The 22,415-nt window shown below is 47.5% G+C and carries 14 protein-coding genes; 5 read left to right on the forward strand and 9 right to left on the reverse strand.

Translation table 11 applies throughout. The features are described 5' to 3' along the window. Nucleotides 1-39: 39 nt before the first annotated feature. From BZG75_RS03240 to BZG75_RS03255, 4 genes are all read right to left on the reverse strand, one after another. A complete protein-coding gene (locus BZG75_RS03240) occupies nucleotides 40-1,869 on the reverse strand; it encodes a putative bifunctional diguanylate cyclase/phosphodiesterase (RefSeq protein WP_077460826.1) in 1,830 nt (609 codons plus the stop codon). Further along, entirely contained in the window at nucleotides 1,866-3,737 is a 1,872-nt protein-coding gene (locus tag BZG75_RS03245) for a sensor histidine kinase (protein WP_198532311.1), read from the reverse strand. Before BZG75_RS03245 ends, BZG75_RS03240 begins: the two co-directional genes overlap by 4 nt. Nucleotides 3,738-3,813: 76 nt before the next feature. Further along, nucleotides 3,814-4,077, reverse strand: a complete 264-nt coding sequence (locus BZG75_RS03250; RefSeq protein ID WP_025674936.1) for a DUF3081 domain-containing protein — start codon at nucleotides 4,075-4,077, stop codon at nucleotides 3,814-3,816. A gap of 18 nt (nucleotides 4,078-4,095) precedes the next feature. Beyond that, a complete protein-coding gene (locus tag BZG75_RS03255) occupies nucleotides 4,096-4,878 on the reverse strand; it encodes an HAD-IA family hydrolase (RefSeq protein ID WP_077460824.1) in 783 nt (260 codons plus the stop codon). 416 nt (nucleotides 4,879-5,294) lie between these two features. Here BZG75_RS03255 and BZG75_RS03260 point away from each other — a divergent pair, with 416 nt between their 5' ends. Continuing rightward, the gene (locus tag BZG75_RS03260; RefSeq protein ID WP_198532310.1) at nucleotides 5,295-7,601 is read left to right on the forward strand and encodes a bifunctional diguanylate cyclase/phosphodiesterase; all 2,307 of its coding nucleotides are present in this window, start codon (nucleotides 5,295-5,297) and stop codon (nucleotides 7,599-7,601) included. Here BZG75_RS03260 and BZG75_RS03265 read toward each other — a convergent pair. The 3 genes from BZG75_RS03265 to BZG75_RS03275 form a co-directional block, all read right to left on the reverse strand. Next, the gene (locus BZG75_RS03265; RefSeq protein ID WP_077460822.1) at nucleotides 7,575-8,201 is read right to left on the reverse strand and encodes a GNAT family N-acetyltransferase; all 627 of its coding nucleotides are present in this window, start codon (nucleotides 8,199-8,201) and stop codon (nucleotides 7,575-7,577) included. The genes BZG75_RS03260 and BZG75_RS03265 overlap by 27 nt on opposite strands. Nucleotides 8,202-8,368: 167 nt before the next feature. Beyond that, nucleotides 8,369-9,247, reverse strand: a complete 879-nt coding sequence (locus BZG75_RS03270) for a DMT family transporter (RefSeq protein ID WP_077460821.1) — start codon at nucleotides 9,245-9,247, stop codon at nucleotides 8,369-8,371. A gap of 327 nt (nucleotides 9,248-9,574) precedes the next feature. Beyond that, nucleotides 9,575-11,554 carry a replication initiator protein RctB domain-containing protein gene (locus BZG75_RS03275; RefSeq protein ID WP_021024047.1) on the reverse strand — a complete coding sequence of 660 codons (1,980 nt, stop codon included), beginning with the start codon at nucleotides 11,552-11,554 and terminating at the stop codon, nucleotides 9,575-9,577. Nucleotides 11,555-12,914: 1,360 nt separating this feature from the next. Here BZG75_RS03275 and BZG75_RS03280 point away from each other — a divergent pair. The 4 genes from BZG75_RS03280 to BZG75_RS03295 all read left to right on the forward strand — a co-directional run bounded on the left by BZG75_RS03280 (nucleotide 12,915) and on the right by BZG75_RS03295 (nucleotide 19,451). Beyond that, nucleotides 12,915-14,123: a ParA family protein gene (locus BZG75_RS03280; RefSeq protein WP_077460967.1), complete on the forward strand. Its 1,209-nt coding sequence runs from the start codon at nucleotides 12,915-12,917 to the stop codon at nucleotides 14,121-14,123. 9 nt (nucleotides 14,124-14,132) lie between these two features. Further along, the gene (locus tag BZG75_RS03285) at nucleotides 14,133-15,104 is read left to right on the forward strand and encodes a ParB/RepB/Spo0J family partition protein (protein WP_077460820.1); all 972 of its coding nucleotides are present in this window, start codon (nucleotides 14,133-14,135) and stop codon (nucleotides 15,102-15,104) included. 102 nt (nucleotides 15,105-15,206) lie between these two features. Beyond that, complete coding sequence (locus tag BZG75_RS03290; RefSeq protein ID WP_077460819.1) at nucleotides 15,207-17,246, forward strand: GNAT family N-acetyltransferase; 2,040 nt, start codon at nucleotides 15,207-15,209, stop codon at nucleotides 17,244-17,246. A 540-nt stretch (nucleotides 17,247-17,786) separates the two neighbouring features. Continuing rightward, entirely contained in the window at nucleotides 17,787-19,451 is a 1,665-nt protein-coding gene (locus tag BZG75_RS03295; RefSeq protein ID WP_077576148.1) for a DUF342 domain-containing protein, read from the forward strand. Between the two features lie 166 nt (nucleotides 19,452-19,617). Here BZG75_RS03295 and BZG75_RS03300 read toward each other — a convergent pair whose 3' ends face one another. Together BZG75_RS03300 and BZG75_RS03305 are read right to left on the reverse strand one after the other, a co-directional pair. Continuing rightward, entirely contained in the window at nucleotides 19,618-21,549 is a 1,932-nt protein-coding gene (locus tag BZG75_RS03300; protein ID WP_077576150.1) for a bifunctional diguanylate cyclase/phosphodiesterase, read from the reverse strand. Between the two features lie 6 nt (nucleotides 21,550-21,555). Then, complete coding sequence (locus BZG75_RS03305; protein ID WP_077460816.1) at nucleotides 21,556-22,221, reverse strand: transglutaminase-like cysteine peptidase; 666 nt, start codon at nucleotides 22,219-22,221, stop codon at nucleotides 21,556-21,558. Nucleotides 22,222-22,415 lie beyond the last annotated feature (194 nt).

Consider the following 22,415-nt stretch of genomic DNA (forward strand, 5'->3'; position numbering starts at 1 on the left):
TAGTGATAAAGCGCAAGTATGAGGGTGCTAATTGCGCGTTTAGGCTATCTCATTATTATTGCTGGTTGCATTGCTATTAATGGTTGCATTGCTATTGATCGTCGCATTGCTATTGATCGTCGCGTTGTTATTAATGGTCGCGTTGCCTTGGTTGGCGGTTTTAAGCAGTTGTTCAAATCCCTCTTGGATTAGGGGCCGTGCGTATAAAAAGCCCTGCACTTGGTCGCAGCCAATGGTTTGTAGCACATACTGCTGGTCCTCTTTTTCGACGCCCTCGGCGACCACACCATGACCAAAGCCATGGGCCAAATCAATCACGCTACCCACCAAATGCTTATCACTGGCGTTGGTAGCCAAGTCTTGGATAAAGCTGCGATCAAGTTTGACCCAATCGACCGGTAACTGTTTAAGGTAACTGAGCGAGCTGTAGCCGGTGCCAAAGTCATCGAGGGCAATATGCATGCCTGCATCTCGCAATTGTTGTAGCTCTTTCAGTGCCACCGACATGTGCTGGATCAGTGCTGATTCTGTCACCTCTAATTGAATCAGATGCAAAGGGACATCAACTGCCTGGCACCGAGCTAAGACGCTGTCAGCAAAGCCGGGGCGAAACTGCTGGGCAGAAACATTGACTGACAGGTGAAAGCTATCGTTGATCAGTTTATTTTTTCGCCAACATTCAACCGCGGCTAAGGCCATCACCAGTACGTGGTCGCCCAGTTGGATCATGTCTGCGCTGCGTTCGGCGATGGGGATAAATTCCGCCGGACTGATGGCCCCAAGGGTCGGATGCTGCCAACGCAACAGCGCTTCCGCGCCTATCATCAAACCGCCGTCTAATCGCCATTTGGGTTGATACACCAGTGATAATTGTCCGCTTTGCAGTGCTGGCCCTAATTCGGTGCGAATCAAATGCGCGCGCTGAGCTTGGCTGTCAAGCTCAGGCTGATATTCGCCGATAAGTTGGTCATCCGTCGGAATCGCTAAAATGGCTTGACGAAACAGTTGCGCCACATCTTGTGTCTCAAGCTCCGTGCGGCTGATACCAATGTGGCAACGTAAAAACATTAAACGCCCATCGAGCGTGTGATGTCCGCTGATCAACCGATTGATGCGCGCGGCTTTTTCTACGGCATGGTTATCGTGTTCTTCAATCAGCATCACCAGTCGTGTGCTATCCCAAACGCCAATGCGATGTGGGCGCGCCACTGTACTATTGGCTAGCAGATTGGCCACTTGTTTGTATAGTGCCTCTGTCATTAAATGACCTTGGTGTTTGGTCACCGCTTCCATGCCATCTAAGGCAATCATCATCACAGTCACCGGCCCTTTGCTCAGCTGGCGCTCAGCGGCATCTAATAATGCGCGACGATTTGGTAGCCCGGTTAACGGATGGGTCAAAGAAAGCGCGCGTAAAGCCGCCGTTTGTTTGTTAACCAGCATTTGCAGCCGTGCCGCTTGATCGCGCTCTTTACGGGTTTTCAATTGCAGATACAAAAGGTTTTGAATCCGTTGCAACACCTCATCGTGATCAAAGGGTTTGCTGATGTAATCAATCGCGCCACGGCATAACGCTTGGTTACGCAAATTCAGGTCATTATCTGCGGTGAGTACCATCACGGGCGGGCAATGCTCATCTAAAGCGTCATTAAGATCATCCAGCACCAGTAAGCCAGAGCGCTGCGGCATCCGCATATCGAGTAAAATCAGGTCGGGAACGGGGGAGAGAGCATCGGTAACAAGGCGAGGATCGGTGAGCCCATTCAGCTGTTGATAACCGGCTTGCTTGAGCATGGTAGACAGTAAGTGAATGTTTTCCGGTCGATCATCAATGATCAGTATATGTGCTTGTGACGGATCCTTTGTCATAGCCTCTCCTCTAATAATAATTGTATGGCCTCAGCCAAGTCCGCTGACGAGAGCGGCAGCGATAAACGTCGTAATGTCGGTTTGTTATGTGGTTCGTCGCATGGGTTGTCAGTCAGAACAATGAGTGGGTTGTCGCCAAATTGTGCTTGTATTTGTTCGGGCGTTGCCGCAACGCTATCAGCCGCCATAATGACTAACGATGGCGGAGACGCGAGCGCAACAGCCTCAGCCAGTGACAACCCATGCGCATGATAGAGTGTCAACATTGGCCAATCTTCAAAGCAATCGGTCATCAGGCGCTGGCGGGCACTGTTATTATCAATATAGAGCACGCGATGCGGCTGGCTCACGCGGAGACACGTACAACCTTGATCGTCAGGTCGCGTCGACGCTCGGTAAGGGAACGTTACTGCAAAACAACTGCCCTTGCCTGGCTGGCTTTTTACTGACATCTCGCCTTGCATTTGCACAACCAATTGATGGCTCACCGCTAACCCCACACCTGCCCCTTCAATCTGTGATTGTTCGGCGGCCAAGCGGTTAAAAGGCTCAAAAAGATGGTTTAACCGATTTTCAGCAATACCGATCCCGGTATCTGATACAGAGATCGTCAAGGTTGACGATGGATGACTGGCTTCAACCCATACTCGCCCCTGAGGATGGTTATATTTAATCGCGTTGCTGAGTAAATTGATCAACACTTGTTTGAAACGGGTTGGATCCACATACAGATCGCCACTCAGATCCGCCGGTAGGCACTCATCTAACTCAACGTGCTGTTGCTGTGCGAGCGGGAGTAGTGTTCGAACGGCATCACTGACAAGGGCGCGAACCGGATACCAGGTGACATTGACCACCGTTTTTCCTGCCTCAAGTTTGGCAAGATCCAGCACATCATTAATTAAGGTGAGTAAGTGGCGACCACTTTGGTGAATTTGATCGACATATTGCCGTTGCGTCTCCGTCAAGCGAGGAGAAGAGGATCGTTGTAGTAGTTGCGCATAACCGAGCACACTGTTTAAAGGCGTGCGCAGCTCATGACTCATGGCAGAGAGAAAATCACTTTTGGCTTGATTGGCGCGTTCTGCCTCGTGCTTCGCTTGCAGCAATGGTGTGGCATCATAGCCAACAGTCACGATGGCGTAAGGCTCTCCCTCTACGTGGCGAATAAGCGTTTTAGCGAGCTTAAAAGTCCGACCATCTCTTAATGTCACATCGACATGAACGGGTTCACCATCGAGCGTCAGTTGGTGATCAAGCGCATTGAGGGTTTCGTGCATTCCCTCAGGCAAGGCACCATGAATTGCTTCAGCAAGCTGTTCAACATGCTCGACATTTAATGCTTGTAGGCAGGCGTAATTTGCAAGCGAATATCGTCCGCCCAGCTCTCGGACAAAAACAGGATTGGCGATCGCATTAATAATGGTTTTGAGTTGATTGCGTTCGTGTTTAATACGCGTCTGAGCCTGAGTCAGCGCGCGCATATCAGACATAATGCCAATAAACTCTCGCCGGTCTTCAACCCACACTTCACTGACCGCAAGATGAATGGGGACCACATGCCCCGCTTGATGCCGTGCCTCAACCCGCCGGCCGGTACCGATAATGGCTGCCTGGCCTGTTGTTATATATTGCCGTAAATAATGGTCATGCTTCCCTTGGTGCTCCGACGGCATTAAACAATCAACATTCTTTCCGATTAGCTGTTGCGGGTGATAACCCAATAATCGGTGGGTGAACGGGTTCGCATCTAAAATAATGCCGCGTTCATCAATCACCAAGATCGCGGCTGCCGCGCTGTTGACTAACGCTTGATAATGGGCTTGAGTCCCGCGTGTTCGGTTTGTGGTGATTGGTTCGCTGTCCATGCTCCCTGCCTTTGACCTATAAAAAACGCCCCATTGTGGGGCGTGTGACGGTCCGGCATGCATTGCCTATCCGTCGCTATCTTTTATAGTTTTTGACTAGCGCATCGACCTTTTTCAGGAACTGCTCTTTAAGGTTCTCATGCTCGTAGTCGAGATGATACGTATTGTGAAACCCCACACGTAACTGTACCCCATTTCCTGCTAAATAAATGGTATAGCCGTCATAATCTGAGAAAGCGTCAATGCCATCTAAGCGGTGTCCATCTTCTATTTTCTCACCAAACTCCGTGACTATCTCAAACGCGCGAAGCAGATGGGTCGGATCGAGTTCGTTTTTCACGCTTCCCTCCTGGCTATATTATCGAAATTGTGCGCCCCCTTTAGGTCGCATTGCACGACCACGCAGTGAGCCTGCTAATACCGGTGGGGCGGTGACACCCTGTCCCGGTACACCCAAACGATTGGGCCTTGCAATGATATTGGGCAAACTGGCCAATGTATCAAGGGTAGTGTCCGGACAGGCCTTTTGGATCCCTGTACCGTAATTATAGCCATAGTTAACACAAATCACTGGCGAGCCAGCGGCGCGAGCCGCATGCACATCGCTGACCGAATCCCCCACCACCAGCAGTTCCAAGGGTGAAACGCCAAGTATGGCGGCCGCTTCGTAAATACCGTCCGGATCCGGCTTGCCAACAGACATTGCATCGGCACCCAATATCCGGGTGAAAAAATGCCCAACGCCAAGTGCTCGCAGTAAGCTGTTAGCATGCGCCGTTTGCATATCTGTGGTGCACACCATCGGGATGTGGCGCTGCGATAAGGTTTCAAGGCACGCAAGCACGCCCGGGTACAGTCGAGTTTTTGGCGGTTTACTGCCTAGGTATGAGGACAAAAAGAGCGCGCGCGCTTGGTTTAGCACGCGGGTCGATACGCGCCCGTCGATGTGTCGAGTTAACACGCGGTGGATCAATAAATCCGCCCCATCACCAATCCAATCTTTTATTGCATGAGGATCTTCATCAGGCAAGCTTAAGCCACGTAACATACCGCTAACCGCCTCATACAGATCGTCAAAAGGGTCTGCGAGTGTGCCGTCTAAGTCAAAGCATACCGCAGAGACGCTCTCTAACTTAACCATAAAAACCCCTTTTTATTCATAATTTTAATAAAATTAAAAAAGATAGAACTGGTTCATAAATCGAATCCAATGACGTTTCAACGTTAGCAGAGAAGCTAGCGTCGACCTATCAAAATACGACGGATAATATTTGGGATCATGGAAAAGAAAATGGATAAATGACCGGTAAAGTACAAACTTCAGTGTTGAATCAAGCCACTAACATCGTGGTGATCAAAGTCACACTTTTAGATCTTGATTGGCGATGATACCGACGTTAAACCTGTATAAAAAACCGTCATATTTTTGACTTTTTATTTAAGGGTGTGGTGTATTATTACCTGATGGCTTTCACAAAAGTGACATACGTTTGCGTCGTGATTGTCATAATCGCGCCGTATCGTGTGGCACTCAGTAGTGACAGTCGATGTATTTTTATGCGATATCTGCCTAAGCAGCCTTTGTGGCGCTATCTCCTTGTGTTAGCCGTGGCAAGCGTCGCTAGCTGGTCAGTTTACACACTAGAAAATCAACGCCAGCAGAGTCGTTTCTCAGCCGAGGTTGAAAAATACCGTTATTCATTAGGTCAATCTTTTTCACAGCTCTATGAACTTCAGTTGTCAGCACAATTGTATTTGCAGCAAGAAAATGGGCCAACACGCGAAAAATTCCACGCTTTCATCGATAATCACACCCAAAAGCAATCTGGACTCAACAGCGTCATGTGGCTCCCTCGAGTTAATCGCGCTGAGTTAGCACAATTTGCGGCCCAACAAGATCAGTATCATCCTTTCCCTCCTTTAAACGAGCAGGTCTGTCGGTGGGTCATGCGTAGCGATACGTTTCCCGCTTTGTATGTGTCACCACAAGCCGCTGAAGAGGGCTATTTAGGCTGGCGAGCAGATTCTCAGTGTGACAATACCCAAACCATGGAGCGGGCATATTTTAATCGTCACCCTGAGGCGCGGCTTTTTCATGACGAGCAAGGCCACGGCATACGGTGGTTTGCACCAATTACTGAACGGGATGGAAAGCTACTCGGTTTTCTTTCTACCACCCTATATTTTGATAGATTTTTACCCGCGTTGTGGCAAAGCAAGACGCCTGGGCCTAGTGTCGGCATGGTCGCTCAGGAGGCATTTGGTCATCAATCTGTCTTTAGTACGCATTCATCAAGCACGCTCAATCAATGGTACAACAGCCATTCGTCGGCAATATCGATTCCTATTGCCGGTAGTGAGGAGGGATTACTCGTCACCTTTACCGATATTAGGGAGTTACACACGGATCTGATTTATGCCGGTGTGGTTGGTGTACTTGTTTTATCTCTCGGGCTATCGATTCTTGCTAGTTTTTGGTCCTATGCCAATCGCCTTTTACTGGCAAAACAGATAGTGAGTCAACAAACGCAACAGTTAACCCATCAAGCCCATCATGATAGCTTGACTGGACTTGCTAATCGCACTGCACTGGATAAAGCACTAAAGAGAGCCGTACATTCAATCAGTGCGGAACCTTCAGATAGCATCACATTATTATTTATTGATCTGGACAATTTTAAAGTCGTCAACGACTCACTCGGTCATGTAACTGGCGACACCTTACTCAAAAAGTTGGGGAAACGGCTTCAGAAAGCAGTAACAGACGATCGTGTTTATCGGTTTGGTGGTGATGAGTTTGTTGTACTGCTCCACGCTGATAGCTCCTTGGCCTTGGCGCAAACCAAAGCTAAGCAACTGGTTCAAACGCTAAGTACCCCCTATTACATCGAAAATCATGTGATAAATATATCTGCCAGTATCGGTATCGCTTCAGTCGGCCAATCAAATAAATCGGTGACTGATATTATCCAACAAGCCGATATTGCTATGTATCACGCAAAACAAACCCGTGAACGCGTGGCTATTTTTCAACCGGCGATGCTCGCAAAGGTCCAACAACGCTTTATTTTGGAGCAAGACTTAAAGAAAGGGCTCGAACATCATCAATTTCATCTTGTATACCAACCCATTTTTGATAGCCATAGCGAACAATTGAGTCATGCAGAAGCACTACTGCGATGGGAGCATCCCACGCTGGGCACAATATCACCGGCGGAGTTTATTCCAATAGCCGAAGAAACGGGTTATATCAATGAATTAGGTCAATGGGTATTGGAGCAAGTCGCTGAGGTGTTAGAGAATTGGCACTTGCGCTTACCTCCCGGGCAAAGCCCATCGATTACTGTGAATGTCTCGGCCAAACAGTGTCAATCTCCGACTTTTGCAGACGATATTGCCGCGTTAATTGCCGCCCATCGCTTTGATCCACATTGCCTTGGGCTCGAGATGACCGAGACTGCAGTGCTTGAACATTCTGACAACGTGCAGCGTAATTTGAAACGTATTCATGCACTTGGGATTTCGTTATATCTCGATGACTTCGGCACCGGCTATTCATCACTTTCTTTGCTAAGACAATATCCGTTTAATGTCATCAAAATGGATCGCAGTTTTATTATGGGCATTGACCAACCCCATGGAAAAGCGGCGCCTTTATGTCGAGGAATGATTGCGATGGCTCACGCGGTGGGACTGACTGTTGTCGCAGAAGGAGTAGAAACCAAACAGCAACTCTGTTGGCTACGCGAGCATCAATGCGACTACCTCCAAGGCTATGTGTTATCCCGCCCTATTGAACGCCAGGCAATTGAAACTTGGATTTCGCCCAATCTAAATTCATGTATTCGGCTGGTACGCAACTGATGCGGCCGATTGGAGAGAGGCTGTTTGGGCTGCCGTTTTTTGTTGCGCGACGGAGACCTGGCTTTGCAGCCATTCTTCACGTAAGACGCCATAGCGCAGTGAATCGTAATATTCACCTTGATAGTAGCGGACAGCACGTAAACGCCCTTCTTCGCGCATGCCTAGCGCTCTGGCGCACCGCATCATGCCAATATTCCCGGACCAGGTCGTTAGGCCTATGCGATTCACCGCGTGGCGGGCAAACAGTTGGTCTATCCATAGTGTCAGCGCTTGCCGCCCTGTTCCTTTTCCCCAACATGCGGGATCAAAGATGGTGATCCCCACTTCAAGCCATCGCGTGCGCTTGTCTTCCCAATAATAAGTGACGTAACCGACGGGCTTGTTATCAACGCAGATAACTTGAGCGGTATCTCCTGCAAGAAAACGCCGGAAAAGGCCAAACCGAAACGACCAATAGGATACCGGCTCAATAGGACTGTAAGGCGCGTCGTATTGCTTCCACGCACGGGAATGGTAGATATTATGCCAAAAATAGCGCGCTTCTTGACGCTGTGCTGCGCGAATACTCACCGCAGCGTGATGGGATAAGTCGACGTCCATGTAGGCTTATTGCTCTCCTGCTCCTTGTTACCATACGATCGGCGACGGCTCTGACACGTCAGAGCGACGCATGGTGGGGGTTACCCATAAAGGCATCCAGTTTAACTCAATTAACCACCACATTGGCTACCTCCGTCTCACTTTCTTTTTGAAAGTGTAGACGCTTATCAGCGTTGACGGACAGTTTGGCGCGTCGATTGCTGAGACAGCCCAACGCCCAATAAGACAAATCCTCCCCCGATAATATGATATGGCGTTAAGACTTCCCCTAGCCAGATGACGGCGATTATTGCCGTCATCACCGGTAATAGATTCATATACATTGCGGTGCGACTGGCCCCATTGAGCGCGATCGCCTGTAGCCAGATTGCCGGTGCCAGCACCGATGCGCCTAAGGCGGCAAATCCCACTAATGGGTAGGCTTCAGTCGCAATGTTTTGGCTGGGTGCTGCCAAAAGCACGGGGATCAGCATGATTACCGCGAATAAGGCCTGCACATAAACGGAGACCCAATTAGAAATCGCCATCGACCATCGTTTCAATAACACACAATACAGTGCATACGACGAGGCACAAATTAACATGAGCCCATCGCCAATGGTTGCCCCACTGGTCAACAACGTTAGTGGTTTTCCCATTGTCAGCATATAAATCAGCCCAGAGATAGATAACCCTGCACCGACAATGGCTCGCACTGTAAGTGGCTGAGACAGTAGTTGAATGCTCATAAAGAGACTGAGCATTGGGACCAAAGACATGATCAATGCCATATTCGTCGCTGTGGTGGTTTGCGCAGCAAAATAGGCGACAGACTGGTTTGTGACCATGCCAAGTAAGGCGAGTAAGGCAAGCCGCGGCGCGTAGGTTATCACCGCACGCCGCTGACGCCATAGGGTAGGTAGGCAAAAGGGAGTGAGCACCAAGATGGCAAAGAACCAACGGTAAAAGGCCATCGCACCAGGTGCAATGACCGCCACTGACATTTTGTTTACGATGGTATTCACCGACCAAATAAAAACCGCGGCAAATGGCAACAGAACCGGCATAACTGCCTCATTGAAACGCGAATCGCGTGTAATTAAAACAGGCAGTTTACAGTGTAAATAGAAGAATGAAACCAAGTCGATAGAAACAGTTAGGGGGGGGACTATGATAGGCGACCATGTCGAATGGGTTGTGCAAGCAATACAAGGTACAACTACGCGAAAAAACAATCGGAAAAAAAGCGGGCAAGGGCCCGCTCGGCAAGCATTTAGCCAAACGATGTCATGAAGACATCAAATAGGACAAAGGTATCTATCGGGAGCTATATTAACGCCAATCCGTGAATGCATGTCAGTTATGCGTCAAGCCTGTGCAAAATAACGGGGTTGTTAGCCACTCATTGCAATGTCATCTAACGCTCTAAGCACTTGCCCATCCAGGTGGCCGTCAAACACGCGTTGACACACTTTACGGCGCACCGCTAACCCTGAGATTAATTTCTCAATAGATAGGTGACGTTCCTGCTGTTGCTGATTAAAAAATTCAATCGTACGGCTGAGTGTTTCATAAGGCACCACTTGATCACCTACGCGTAACCAATCAAGCTTTTCTAGATAACCTTGACACTCTTCAGTGATCACTGAAGACGGATGCCCTGTCATTGCTGAGAGCGCGGTGATACTGCGTTGTAACGCCTCTTCTGAGGTATATTTAGAGAGAACGATGGTCAGCTCGTCAGCATTGATCTCAACCAGATGCTTGCGTTGCTTAACACGGCGCCCCAAACGGCCGCTGGTTTTCTCTTTGCGTTGGATAGGCTCAAACTCGCCATCGATGATCCCGGACAGTTGATCAAGGTCTTGGCTGGGTAAGATCTCGTTGCGCAATGGGTTTGGCATGGTTGGCGCTAGCGAGCGTTTACCTTCGTTATACATTTTAGCGCGGGAGTAACGGATCACTTCATCGACATTACATTTAATATCCATCCGGTAATCCGGATATTTTTTTTCATCGTCTTCGCGTGTCAGCGTTAGGTGATATCCCCAGAGGTTTACCGCAAAAATCGATTCAGTGACTTTGCCTTCTGCCAGTTTTCGAAGCTCTCTAATCAAATCACTCGAAAAACGTCGCCATTCAATGTTACGCGCCATTTTTTGGTTTAACTCGCTCAGTAGCATCGAATCTTCCAAACGACGTGACATACGGCTTCTGAAGAGCGAATAGAGCTGGAATACCAGTGTATGCTGACGCAAAATTTCAGGCGGGAACAAGAAGAAGTAATCACGCGTCATCAATTCTTCAAAAAACGACGGCTCCCACACCAGGATATACAGATTGGGTTTAATTTTAACTTCCCCATCTTCACCTTCTTTTGGTGCTTCCTCTGATGCGGTAATGGTCCGAGCTAAAAAGCGGAAGCGATCACTTTTAAACCCTTCAGGCATGTTTTCACTCAGCCAACGGCCGGTCAATTCGTGGAGTTGAAAATCCGTAAACTCGATTCTATCGATGCTTTCTCGGATTGCATCACGTGCCGGTCCACTGTCTTTTTTACCCCGTAGTTGCAAAATATCAGTGATGTAAATGGGGGTTTTATTGCCAATCGATTGGGTTTGTAGCTCGTAATTCGGTAAGTGGTGATCATGGTATTGCACGGTTAACGTAAATAATGCGAATAACGTCATCAGATCATCCACCGTCATGATCGACTTGGCTGATCGTGTCTCAATAATGGCTTTGGTCCCGCTGATCGCAACCATTGATTTTTGATAGGCTTTTTTTGTCCGTGGCGGCGCCAAAGCTTGATCAATGATCCCCGCCCAGCTTGTTGGAGAAACCAAAATCTGATCTTTTTCGCCAGGCATCATTGGGGGCGTTCCCAGTCCGTGCTCGCTCAGAAGTTGGCGGTTTACTTGCGTTTGTGCCAGCGCTTTAGAGCGTTTTTGTTTGACTTCATCTCGGCTTTTTTCTGTCATCAATCCCGCACTGCCAAGTGATGAAATGAGACGGCTTGGATTGACAAAGCGGTGGAGCATCGTTTTACCTGCCAGCCCTTCTTCAAAACGAACCGGCTGCTGAAGAAAAAGGCCTAATTGCACCGCCGCACGTAATCGTTGCTGAATGGCAGCACGTGTTAATTGACCGTCGGTGGCGTCAACAAGTTCTGTGGTAGAGACATAGCCATCTTGAGATGAAAACCCGCGCACTGAAATCAAATTGAGCAGTTCTAAGATGCTTTTGGTCACCCCTTTAAAATGCTCATATTGCGCAAGCCAGTCGACCAGTTGTCCATGCACTTCGAAGAGATGCCCGTCTTTGTGGGAACGAGGTGCTTTTATTAATATTTTTTCCGGTTTACTGGCACTCATGTCAGTTAAGATCCTTCATAGCAGGCGTACTCAAAGCGCATTATTCTTTAATGTTGAGGTGACGAAAGCCGTAAATCGATCACACTTCCAGGGAAATCCTAATAAAAATAGACCCAAAAAGAAAGATCTTTTTTATTGCATCTTTTAACTGATCTTTATGATTATTCTGATCTAATTTGATGATCTGATCTTATGATCCGGGCGATGAAAAATCTATAGGTGACTGATTTATAGGGATTATAAAATAAACCTTCTCGAAAGCATGATCAACAAAGCATTGGAGGCATGATCAACATACTTCACCAACGATGATCAAGTGAGGCCTGAACCAATGATCATCAGCGTATCGCATCAATGATCAAACAGTTACTGCATCAATGATCAAGTGTATTCCACACGTTATCCACAACCTCGGAATGCTTTTATTTGTTTGGATGGTGTTATCAGAGCCAAACAGCCGTGTTTTCATCATGGAACAATGATCAAGTGATGCGAATTTTGCTCAATCAGACGGAATGCTGCCTATGTTGTGAGCAATGTGGCGAGAAAGTCGTGTCTCGCCTGCTCAAGTTGAAATGACATTAACAGTATAATCGCCATCAGTCAGCATGTGTCCGGATGCGGAACAATGATCATGTATGATGATCTTGTTGTTCAAGAGTCAGCCCATTTCTCATCAGTCGTACGATCGGAAAAGAAAATCGCGACGGATCGTCCTGGATCCCTTGGTACGCCTGACATTGTCCGTAAATTAGCGGTTTGGATATATCGTTCCGGTTAAGATACTGGCACTATTCAATCAGAAATATAACTTGATCATCGTTCCCAGGCTTATTGAGACATTGCGGTTGAATTTGCTGGTGATTTCATCGCAATACGTACTTGATCATGCTTCCTATCTACTCATGTTATCAACGAAAGCATGATCAAGGCTATTGAATCCATCGCTTTATTTTCCTTGATCATGCTTTCGGGAAATAGGATCAAATGGCATTAATGTTCATCGCACATCGCCAAAATGTGTAATAGAGGGTCGATCCTACTGATGATATCGATGAAAAATGGTCAGTTTAATGTTGAAATATCGACAACCGTAAATTAGCCAACCAAATACAAGCTTCCGTATTTATTCGCCATTTACATTGTAAATAAGTGACACTGTGACATTTTAAATCTTACTATGATTGGCTCTGATAATATTGGTTGAGTTTGACATCAATGGTGGTGATATTCAGCCCCACCCTATAATTACAATTGTGAGCAGGATCTGTATTTGATTGGCATTTGTTCACCTTTTTATTGTCTTGGATGGATTATGCTGTACAATCGACAATTATTTCTCGTGATGGCGAAAAAGAATATGGATAGGGAAAAGACGATTGAGAACCTCCGCAATATCGCGGCGCAGACAAAACAAGTGCAGTCTGATCGTGTGGAGATTGTCATGGAAGAGCGACACGATCAGCTCTTTCCGCCCATGTCGAAAGCGTTAATGGAAACACGTTCAGGGCTTACGCGGCGCAAGCTTGATGAAGCGATCTCTCGCATGGAGCAAGACGGGCATCAATTTACCAAAAATAATGCCAATCATTACTCCATTACCCTGGATGAAGCGCATCAAATTATGGACGCCGCGAATGTTCCGACGTTTCATGAACGTAAAGGCAAGACGCACAAACCTTGGGTTGTGAACATTCAAAACCAAAAAGGGGGCACCGGCAAGTCTATGAGTGCGGTGCACTTAGCGGCTTGTATGGCGCTGAATCTTGAGAAACGTTATCGCATTTGCTTGATTGACTTAGATCCGCAAGGCTCGCTGCGATTATTCCTTAACCCACAAATCAGTTTGACGGAACAAGAAGGGATTTATTCTGCCGTTGATGTGATGTTGGACAATACGCCCCAGGCTGCTGACAAAGATTTCATGATGCGTAATGTCTTGCTGCCGACACAATATCCTAATTTGAAAACCATGGCTGCCTTTCCTGAAGACGCCATGTTTAATGCGGAGGCATGGCAAGCGTTAGCAACCAGCCAGTCGCTGAATGTGGTGGAGTTATTGCAAGAGAAGGTGATTGATCCAATCAGTGATGAGTTCGACATCATTATGATTGATACGGGACCTCATATCGATCCACTGGTTTGGAATGCGATGTATGCGTCTAACTCTTTAGTGATCCCCTGCGCCGCGAAGCGACTGGATTGGGCATCGACGGTGAACTTTTTCCAACATCTTCCCCAAGTGTATGAGATGTTTCCGGAAGACTGGCACGGATTAGAATTTGTGCGTTTAATGCCAACCATGTTTGAAGATGATAATAAAAAACAGATTTCTGTCTTAACTGAAATGAATTATCTTTTAGGTGAGCAGGTCATGATGGCGACGATTCCTCGAAGTCGCGCTTTTGAGACCTGTGCCGATACGTACAGCACGGTATTTGATTTGACGTCACAAGATTTTGAGGGCGGTAAAAAAACGTTATCAACGGCGCAAGATGCGGTGCATCGAGTCGGACTCGAACTCGAACGTGTGCTGCATAGCTACTGGTCTCAGCTCAATCAGGAGTAAAAAAGAAAAATGGCAATTAAAACCTCTGATTTAAATGCGCGCTTGTTTGCAAAGGCGGATAAACGCCGAGCAACAACATCACAAGAAGCGCAGAGCGCGGCGAGCGAGAGAGCGGCAGTGATCGAGTTAGCTGTGGCGGGTGAGCGTACCGTCGAGTTTGAACTTGTTAAAGTCCCAGCGTTAACGATCCGAGATAAAACAACAGTATTTGATAAAAATGCGCGTGAGCAGTCGTTTCTTAACGAATTGGCATTATCAGATATTCTGACCACCTTAAAAGAGCACGGACAACAATACCCGGCTGTTGGGCGGTGGCTTGATGACGGTCGTATCGAGGTCCTCGATGGCAGCAGGCGCCGTATGTCTTGTATTATTGCAGAGCAGGACTTTCTGGTATACGTCGCAAAAGGGATCAGCACGCGTCATGCTAAGTTTTTGTCGGATGTCGCGAATGCGCACAAACCTTTATCCTTGTATGAACGCGGTAAAGAAATGCAAGCCATGTTAGACAGCGGTGACGTCAGTGATCAAAAGGCACTGGCGAGCGCATGTCAGTGTAGTGAAGCATTAGTCAGTGGTGCATTAAAGGCAGCTGCCCTGCCCTTGCCACTTTTGCAAGCTTATCCCAGTGTCTCTGAATTGGGGCGCCCGACTATCGTCAAACTCCACCGTTTGTATTTTAGCCTTGATAGCCAATCGCAAGCGCAGTTGGTGGCCATGCTAGGTGAGACACCGTTATGGCAACAAGTTGATGCCCAAGGCGTGACACGCATTACGCGAGAAGTGACCCAGCGAATTGAGCAATATAAAGATGAGCTTGTGGCGCCGCAGCCGAGTGAAAAAGAACAAGCTCAAACCTTGTTAGAAGGACGCGCGTCTTATCGTCGTAAAGGCAATAATTTGAGTATCAATTTGAAAAAAGTGAGTGATCAAGATGCTGAGCAGATCTTGGCGCTGATAAAGGAACACTTTAACGGTTAACGCGTTCAAATCGAATAAAAAACGGCACGCCTTTGCGTGTCGTTTTTTTTTGCATGGTATCATCTTCTTTATCTGCTAAATCGACAAAACGGAACGCGTCCTATGGGGACATCAACGACCTCATCAACTCTGCAACAGTTTTTTGCAGATTTAATTCATTCCGCCACATTGCGTGCTCATCGACAATTGGTGTGTATCGATTATCCTCTCGATTTTATCGTGGCAGCCTTTGACGAGGCAGCTACCCCGCTGGTTATCGGTCATGCTGATGAAGGATTAAGTTGGCGTCAAGCGCGTCAAAAGCTGGGGCAAGAGTGCGGGCATATCGTGGTTGAGGTGGGCGCCGATTTTAATGCCGAAGCGTTTTGCGCTATTGCAGGCTGCTGTCGGGCGGGATCATTAATTCTTTTACGACTAGCGGCGCCAAAGGAGGCATTGCCGCCTTCTGTGCGGCGTTTAGTCAAACAGCTAGAGCTTAATGAATCGGTCGCCTTCTTTCTACGTCATCAGGTGCGCAGGCCCGCGGAGGTGTTGCCTTTGCCTGGCCAACATGAGGTGAGACAAGAGAATGCGATTGAGGCGGTCAAGAAAGTGGCCACGGGTCACCGGCGTCGTCCCTTGTTGTTAACGGCCGATCGTGGTCGTGGAAAATCGGCAGCGTTGGGAATCGCAGTGGCACAGTTAGTCATGAACAAACCACGAAAAATTTTGGTCAGCGCACCGACGCCCGCGCATGCCGCAACCTTATTTAGTCATATTAAGTCAAGTTTGGGTATGAATACCCAAGGTCAGGTAATTGATTATCAAGGCAGCGATATCCGCTATATTGCCCCCGATACCTTGTTACAAGAAACGCCGTTGGCGGACCTTCTTTTGATTGATGAAGCGGCGGCAATCCCATTGCCGATGTTGAGCCAATGCTTACATCAATATAGTCGCGTGGCCATTGCAACCACAGAGCATGGTTATGAAGGAACCGGACGTGCTTTTACGATAAGGCTGAAACAATTACTGGATGCAGAGCAACCACAATGGCGACCATTGAGACTAACTGCGCCAATGCGATGGGCGGATAACGATCCGGTTGAACGTGCGCTAAATGCATTATTCTTGCTCGATGTCGATCCGCCTGAGTTGCTGATCAGTGACGACCAAAGCCAACCCGTTAAGTTGGATAATATCGTCGTTCAGCGTTTATCTCCCGCACAGCTATTGAGTGATGAAGCCTTACTGCGTTCTTTATTTGCTTTGTTGCTGGCTGCGCATTATCAAACGTCGCCGAATGATTTAGCACGGTTACTTGATGACGATTCAATCATTGTTTGGGTGGGAAGCGTCGCGGGCGAGTTGGTCTCTGCGTGTGTGATCAATGAGGAATGCCGTCTTAGTGCCGACTTGAGCCGGGCGGTAGTTGCGGGGCAACGTCGCCTTAAAGGCCATCTTCTCAGCCAGTCGCTCGCTGCCCATCTCGGCGATCCAGCGATTTTGCACCAGAGCCTTTGGCGAGTTGAACGAATCGCGGTAGCCGAATCTTACCGATATCAAGGGTTAGGTCAGCAGCTTATTACTGCTGTGGCTCAGGAGGCAAGCAAGCTTGAGATGTCGTGTCTCGGGGTGAGTTTTGGTGCGACGGCTCGTCTTAGTCGATTCTGGTTGAAGCAGGGGTTTGAACCAATAAAACTTGGCTTGAAGCGCGATCAAGCCAGTGGTTGTTATTCTTTACAAATGGTAAAGCCAATCAAACGGCTAGCGTGGTTGCAAGACGGTGTCGCCTTGTTTCGTCATAGCTTACCAATTCAATGGATGACAACTCATCAGGCCATGGAGGTTGATATTGTTGGCGCTATGATGTGCTTCTTATCTGATAAGCCACTGGCAGGCTGTATAGACCAACAGATTAAAGGATTTATTGCCGGGGGCGTTGGCGTTGATGCGTCATTGGCAAGCCTACAAATGTGGTTACGTCAGCACGTTAAAGCCTTACCTTCGCATCCAGACGATAATGCGCTCTATGTATTGATCAGTCGGATTATTCTTGGCCATTCGTGGTCTACGGTATGTGCGCGGTACGGACTGACGGGTAAAAAACAAGCTGAAGCGATGATCCGTGACTATGTTATGCGCCATGACGTCAGTGAGTGAGTCAGGCCGTTTTGATAGAGCTATTGGTTCAATTTACAGTGTAAAGATAAGGAAGTGTCAAACGTATCAATTTACACTGTAAATTCACATAAGGCTGTTAATAGAAACATACCTGTTAATGCCAACATAGCTTTCACTACAAATACCACGCTCCACGTAAATACCACATTCCATGTAAATGCAGTGCTCCATGTAAATGCCGCGCTAAATGCAAACATAGCCGCCAATGAAACGAGGCTCGGATGAGATTTACAGTGTAAATCGTCCATCATAGAAACTGAGAAACTTACTAAGTAGTGATCAAATAAATCCTATCGTGCTCACGTTTTTACTAGAGATCCTGCTCCCAAAATGACTAAACCTGTATAATTTATTACAAATGAGACATTTGCCCTCAGCGATCTACGACGTAGGCTAACCTAATCGTTGTTAAGGTTGTGGTGAGGCGTGGCGTTTCGTTTTATGACGAGACGAAAACAATGTCATACGGTTGGATCATCATATCGATAAAGCCGTAAGGCGTTTTTGGCAGGGAGCGACATGCTAGACGATATCCTCCGAGTTTCTCAGGATGGGCAACGTGTGTATTTATCGGCCGGTAATACTCAGCACACGAGTGATCAACCGATAGAGAAAAAACAAATTAAGGATTGGTTGGTGCATCACCAGGCCGACGCCTTCTTTTGTTTCGACGATACGATAGAGTCGGCTTTAACCAAGCTGAATACGTCCAACGATGATAGCGAGTCAGAAGACTTTATTATCGCCGAGCGACGCGATGCCACAATAGAAGCCCGTATCGCAGATGATAAGATGACGGCCTATCTTATCGTTAATGGGGCGTGTGGTGGGCGAGGTCTTAAAGGTGATGATATTCTGTCGACACTGCGTGAAGCAAATATTGTTCGTGGTATCAAAAAACCAACCTTACAAAAACTGTTGTCTGCTTCTGGACGATTAAAACCCGGTGAATATCTGGATGTGCCCGTAGCCTTTGGCCGACAGCCAGTGGCAGGAGAAGATGCGCACATTGTCTACTTAATAGAAGACCCCGCCGATCGCGTCCGTCGTCCAAGAGAGCGAGAAGATGGGACGGTAGACATGCGCGACCTCGGTGAAATGGTCATGGTGAAGCAAGGTCAACCTCTCGCAAAACTCGTGCCCGAAACGGCAGGCTATGAAGGCTTTACCGTAACCGGTTCAGTGCTCTCAACGTCATCAGGTAAACCGATGACATTAGCGGCCCACGAGGGCAGCGCATTCAGTAATAAAGATCCTAATATTCTTATTGCGACCATGGCAGGTATCCCGCGTTTGCAAAATGACGGCGTTGCAGTTGACGATGCGCTGAGTTTAGATGTTGTCGATGTAGGCACCGGTCATGTCAATTTTGAAGGCAGCGTCGTCATTAAAGGCGATGTTGAAGTCGGCATGAAAGTGACAGCGTCGGGGACGGTGACGGTCGGCGGTGTGGTTGAGTCTGCCACGATTACCGCGGGAGCTGATATTATTGTTCAGAACGGTATTATTGGTCGACAAGTTGCTGCGGACTCAGACATCAACTGCATCTTAGTGGCTGATGGCAACATAGTGGCGAAATTTGCTCAATACGCGACCTTGTGCGCAAACAAAAACGTCGAGCTGACTTTGCATGCGATGCATTGTAATACGCAAGTGGGGCAGTCGCTTACGATAAGTGACACCACTAAGCGTAAAGGTACACTGGCAGGTGGGAAACATGAAGTCGGTGAAAAGCTTCAGGCGGTCATTGTGGGGGCCAGTGCGGGGGCACATACCTATATCCATTGTTTTCCGAGGTTACCTCTTCTCAAGCGGCAAATGGTTGAACTGAATAAAGATTGGGAAGATAAAACGGCGCAACTCGATAAAGTAAAAGCGGCGGAAGCGAAGCTAGAAGCGTTACCACCCGCCAAACGTGATGCAGCGATGGTCGAGCGCATTACCTCAACAAGAGATAATTTATTTGAAGCGCTTGATGAAATTGAGAAGGCGATAGAGGAGACGGATGAGACGATTGTATCCTTATATCGGGTTGCCACGATTACAGCGACTAAATCATTACTCACTCGTGTACACTGCACCATTGGTGAAGAAAAGCACACAGTCAACTCTGAGCATGGCCCTTCGGTTTTGTTTTATGATAATGCAGCGATAGAGCTGAAACCCTACCAGCAAAATAGCTAGCGTTGATTTGCAGTGTAAACGTAATTTACAGTGTAAACCTAACGACGGTGTAACCCTAATTTACAGTGTAAATGTTTTATCTTCGGCGATGTATCGTTGCACAAAAAAATCGCGTTACTGAGGTAACGCGATTTTTGATTTGAACGCTTCGCAAGCGCCTAATCCTTTAGTTCTCTGTGTCCGTATTACTGAAGATATACCCTTGGAAGCCATTAACGAACAGTTCAGAAAGATGAGCGAGCTGCGCTTCTGTCTCAACCCGTGTGGCAATGGTCGTGATATTTAGATTGTGCGCTGTACGACAAATGGAGGCCAGGACATTGTCTTGCGCATCGTCCTCAATATGGCTTGTATACGCGAAATCAATTTTAACGTAATCGGGCTTAAAGCGTTGCAGATAGTCAAGCGATTGAAAATTACGGCCGTAATTATCGACCCCGAATTGGAAGCCGGCTTGGCGAATTTGATCAGTGAGCAGACCCGTATGATCGGCATAGCGAACAAATGCTCCCTCTGGAATTTCAAAAAGTAGTTGGCCGGCAAGTCTACGGTGTTGATCCAAGATTGTCCCCAGCCAGCGAATAAAGGATGCGTTGGTTATACTACTCAAGGTCAAGTTCACGGCGAGAGGACCAACACTTGGATCTTGGTCTAGTGTTTTAAGCACATGTGAAACGACGTGTTTATCTAGAATCTCGCCCATTTGAAGTTGTTCTACCGCCCCTAAGAAATGACCGGCGCCATAATAGTTGCCATCTTTTTCAATTGCTGAGAACACTTCCTGATGGAGGCGGTTGGACTGACTGTCAGTGGCTGACTGATATTTGAACACAAAGAGTTCTTTCGCGACGGCCTCATGAAGCAGTGCTTTCCATTGCTGTTTGCCCATCGCCGCATCACCAATAGAATGGTCGATTAAGGTCAAAGGGTGCTCAGGCGTATTTCGTGCCTGTGAGAGTGCGTTGTCAGCTTGTGACAGCAATACACTGGCCTTTTGGTTGCCGCCGCCATTGACCGCTACCCCGACAGCAACCTTGGGTTGTATCAGCTCTGATAGATCCGCTTGCATGTCGACGACTATGGCAATGACGCGTTCGCCTAATACAAGCAAATCCTCAGAATCGGTGTTGGGTGCCAATACGACAAACTCGTCTTTGCTCAACCTTGCCGCTGTCATGTTATCGTCGCTGATAATGGTGGTTGTTAAGTGGTTGGCGAACTGCTCTACGACAAGATCGCCGGCTTCAAACCCCTGGTTTTCATAGGCGTCGCTGATAAGGTCTACTTTGATGAGCGCCATTCCACCAATGCCAGACTCTGTTAACCAAGAATTAAGTTGAGCGACATAAAAGCTACGGTTTCCAAGGCCTGATACTGGGTCACGATAAGCGGCTTTTCGCAGGCGGTCTGCCTCTTTTGCTTGTTGTTCAAAATAACGCTTAAGTTGGTCTGTCATGACATTGATCGCATTAACGACCGTTTTGAGATCGGTCGTTGGTGGCAGAGGAATGGGATCGCCAAATTTGTTTTTTGCAATCTCGCCTGCTTTTGCGGTAATACGCGCAAGCGGTCTTAGGGAACGTTGCAGTTGCCAGCCGATTATTAATGAAGCAATAACAAAGATGATTGCCATGATTGTGCCGAGTTGAACAAAGGACTTCCATAGTTGTTTATAGGCGTAGCCAGGATGGGCTACGACTTCTACTTCAGCAAGTTGCATCCAGCCGCTGGTGATGGTTTGCTTTTCAGTGATGACGGGGAAAATATCTAGATTGATAAACCACTGCGGCACACCTTGGATTTGGACAGGATATTCTCGCGTAATCTCACTGTTATCAGATAACAAGGTAAGATTAACTTCGCGATAGAATCCTCCATCAAAAAACGCGTTTATCACTGATTCGGCTGCCACCTTATCATCCGATTCAAGGTAGGGTGCGAGCGCTAGCCCCATTGAGTTCACGGTATTGTTGACATCAGAGGTTTGTTGACTGAGTAAAAAATTCCGCGTGGTGTTGAGTTCTATACCGAAGACGCCCAGCACTATGCAGAAGAAAATCACCAGCATCCACGTAAATATTTGATTGAATAACGTCATCGGTGTCTACCTATCGTATTGTCTAATCGGTTTTTGCATTTCTAGCGACTCGACACGAGTGCGCAAATCATTCCAAAGGCCAAGCCTTGAGGCGTTGCCCGCTAGTTCACCTTGTCCACGCTCTTTCATTAACCATAATCGGCTACCATTAAAACTATAGATAGGTAACAGATCGCGGCGTAATGACGCGCGTTTAATCTCTGGGTCTAAGTTGTCTAATAGCACCGGCTCGGAAGAAGGGGTTGGGTAATAAGCGACGACCATATGGAATTGGTCAAGGCGGATGGCTTTGACGTAAACAAGCCGCAACTTTTTATCATCGATTCCTAATTCTCGTAGCGAAAAATACTTAGCGATACTAAAATCTTCACAATCGCCAGCAGCAGCACCAAGAAATTCAAGCGGCGTTGCCCAGTAGTCTTTTTGGCCCCACAAGTCGATATCATCAACAAAATACAGTTGGTTGAAAAAATCATTGACGCGGTCGAGCTTATCGAGCTCTGATACATCTTGACTATTTTCGACCATATTCCGCCATGCTGTAACGCGTTTACCTGCACGATCACCGTAAAAGTTAGCGACTTTATCGACCCAGCGTGCTTCCTTTGTCGTCAGTCCAACCGTCCCAAATGAGATAAACAGGATCAGGACAATGATGTGCCATCGCTTCATTACTGATTGTCTCTCTCTTCTAAGGACTTAGTGACATCGCTTGATGCGTCGTTATGTCCAAACATAGTTTAATTTGACCAAGGTCTACTCAGTTTGCCATACCTTAAACATGAGTCATAGCAGTGCAAGATGGCTTTCTAAAAACGCAACTTACTGATATCAAAATAATGTCGAAAATACTGCACCTTGACGGC

It is taken from the genome of Salinivibrio sp. AR640, from assembly GCF_001995405.1.
GTDB lineage: Bacteria > Pseudomonadota > Gammaproteobacteria > Enterobacterales > Vibrionaceae > Salinivibrio > Salinivibrio costicola.